Raw genomic sequence first — 2594 nt, forward strand, 5'->3', positions numbered from 1 at the left:
CGTATTTATTCCACTTTATCATCGTCTAAAAGTCTATACAGCCTATGAGTTTCTTGAAAATAGGTTTGATTTAAAAACAAGAAGTTTAACTGCTATTTTGTTTTTAATTCAGCGCGGATTGGCAGCAGGCATCACCATTTTCGCTCCAGCGATTATTCTATCTGTAGTACTTGGGTGGAACATTATCACCTTAAATATTATCATTGGAGTATTAGTCATTATCTACACGGTTTCTGGGGGAACTAAGGCGGTAACTGTGACTCAAAAACAGCAAATGTTCGTCATATTTTCTGGAATGATTGCTGCATTAGTAATTATAATTAACTTAATTCCTGATGAAGTATCTTTTACCGATGCCATTGACATAGCGGGTGCTACAGGAAAAATGCAAGTACTTGACTTTTCTTTTGATTTAGAAAATAGATATACCGTTTGGACTGGCTTAATTGGAGGTACTTTTTTAATGCTTTCTTATTTTGGAACTGATCAAAGTCAGGTGCAACGTTATTTATCTGGTAGATCTATGAAAGAAATACAAATGGGTCTATTATTCAATGGTCTATTAAAAGTTCCGATGCAATTCTTTATCCTTCTTGTAGGGGTTATGGTATTTATTTTTTATCAATTCAATCCTTCACCTTTAAATTTTATTGATCAATCTACTCAGACCGTTTTAGCCTCTGAGTATGGCAATGAATATAGAGCACTTCAGGATAAACAGGCTGAACTTTTTGATCAAAAACAACGTCTAAGTTTGGCATATGCTAAGAATAATAACAGTGACTTAAAAACCAAATTAGCCACTATTGATAGTATTGAGAAAACATATAGATCAGAATCAAAATTTTTAATTAAGAAGGCTATAGATCCTGAATATGAGTCCGAATATAACCAACTTCAGGCAGCATTGAATAAATTAAGTGTAAATCCTGAAAGTGCTGCGTTTAAGGAGAAAACTAGCGAACTAAGCAACCTCTATAAAGATGCAGCTAAAGATACTAAAACCAATGACCGTGATTATATGTTTATTCGGTTTATTCTCAACCATTTACCAACAGGATTAATTGGACTGCTGTTGGCGGTAATATTATCTGCCGCAATGTCCTCTACGGCATCTGAAATTAATGCTCTAGCCACTATTACTGCTATTGATTTATATGGACGAAATCTTAAAGAAGATAAAGGAGATGTGCATATGGTAAACATGACCAAGTGGTTTACATTTGGATGGGGAATTATTGCTATTATTATTGCATGCTTTGCCAATTTAGCGGAAAACCTTATCCAATTAGTTAATATTATTGGGTCAATTTTTTACGGTAATGTATTGGGTATATTTTTATTAGCTTTCTTTTTTAAACACATAAAAGGAAATGCTGTATTTACTGCTGCATTAATTACACAAGTCCTAATAATTGCGCTGTTTTTCTTAGATAATGCTGACATCATTAATCTGCCATATCTCTGGCTTAATTTAATAGGTTGTGTTATAGTCATGTGTATTGCATATCTAATTCAGAAAAAATAAAAAAAGCGCATTCAATGAATGCGCTTTAAATTAATATTATCAGGAGCAAATTACATAGCTCCCCATTCTTTCAACGAATTTTCATTCATTTTTACGTAATCTGCATTACCTGCAGCTGTTGCACCTTCCAAAGATTTCTTAGCTGCTGCAATAGCACCTTTCTTGTCACCATTAGCAGCATGTATTAACGACTGTTGTCTTAAATACCAGAAACGTGGTTGCTCATCAGTCATTTCAACCGCTTTATCAATCCACATCATTGCCTTATCTAAATCTTTACCTTCAGATAAATTATAAACTGCAGCTGCATAATAGTCATTAGCCGAAGGACCAGACATTACTTGATTAATAGAGGCTGCAACCTTTGTTGCTGTAGGCACCTCAAAAGCTACCGTTGCATATGTTTTCTCCCAGATAAAACCAATATTTGCAGAGCTATTTGTTAAGTCATCAAATCCAATGGTCCAGGGCGCTCCATTCATTGGCATTTCATAAATTTTTGCCGACACCTTCGCAGCTACTTTAGACTCATCCCAATCTAGAGGAGTACCCCAATTATTAGTCTCTGTATAGAAATTAACATCCCATGATTCTGCATTTGGGGAAATATAAATAGCGTAAGAACCCGCCTTCAATGCATTACCACCTATAATAACATCATCACTAAAAGTGATGATAGTATTTTTATTGGCACCAGCACGCCACATTTTACCATAAGGGACTAAATCACCAAATATCGTTCTTCCTTTCATACTAGGACGTGAGTATTCTAAGGTAACGTCTGTTAACCCAACCTTTTGCTCTATGGTTGTCATAGGACTTGGTTGTGGAGTTTCAATCTGTGCATTCACGGAAAACATTAAGGCTAACGTAAATGCGAAGAGCAATAATTTCTTCATTTTGTATTGTGTTAAGTGTTTAATTTTTAAGAGCACTAAAGATACGACCAATGCCTACTGTAAATGTTAAGGAATACTTAAAAGAAAGTATTTGTTAGGTAACCGGATGCAATAATTAAATATTAATCGTAATATTGCAATATATAAATTAAATAGACTATGGGGCT

At 34.5% G+C, this 2594-nt stretch carries 2 protein-coding genes; one reads left to right on the forward strand and one right to left on the reverse strand.

Features of this window, described 5'->3' with window-relative positions:
• On the forward strand, positions 1 to 1528 hold a 1528-nt coding region (locus HRU49_RS14420), incomplete at its 5' end, for a sodium:solute symporter (protein WP_296358391.1).
• A 50-nt stretch (positions 1529 to 1578) separates the two neighbouring features.
• Here HRU49_RS14420 and HRU49_RS14425 read toward each other — a convergent pair.
• The gene (locus HRU49_RS14425) at positions 1579 to 2427 is read right to left on the reverse strand and encodes a DUF2911 domain-containing protein (RefSeq protein WP_296358393.1); all 849 of its coding nucleotides are present in this window, start codon (positions 2425 to 2427) and stop codon (positions 1579 to 1581) included.
• Between the last annotated feature and the right edge of the window lie 167 nt (positions 2428 to 2594).

The organism is Winogradskyella sp. (assembly GCF_013213975.1).
GTDB lineage: Bacteria > Bacteroidota > Bacteroidia > Flavobacteriales > Flavobacteriaceae > Winogradskyella.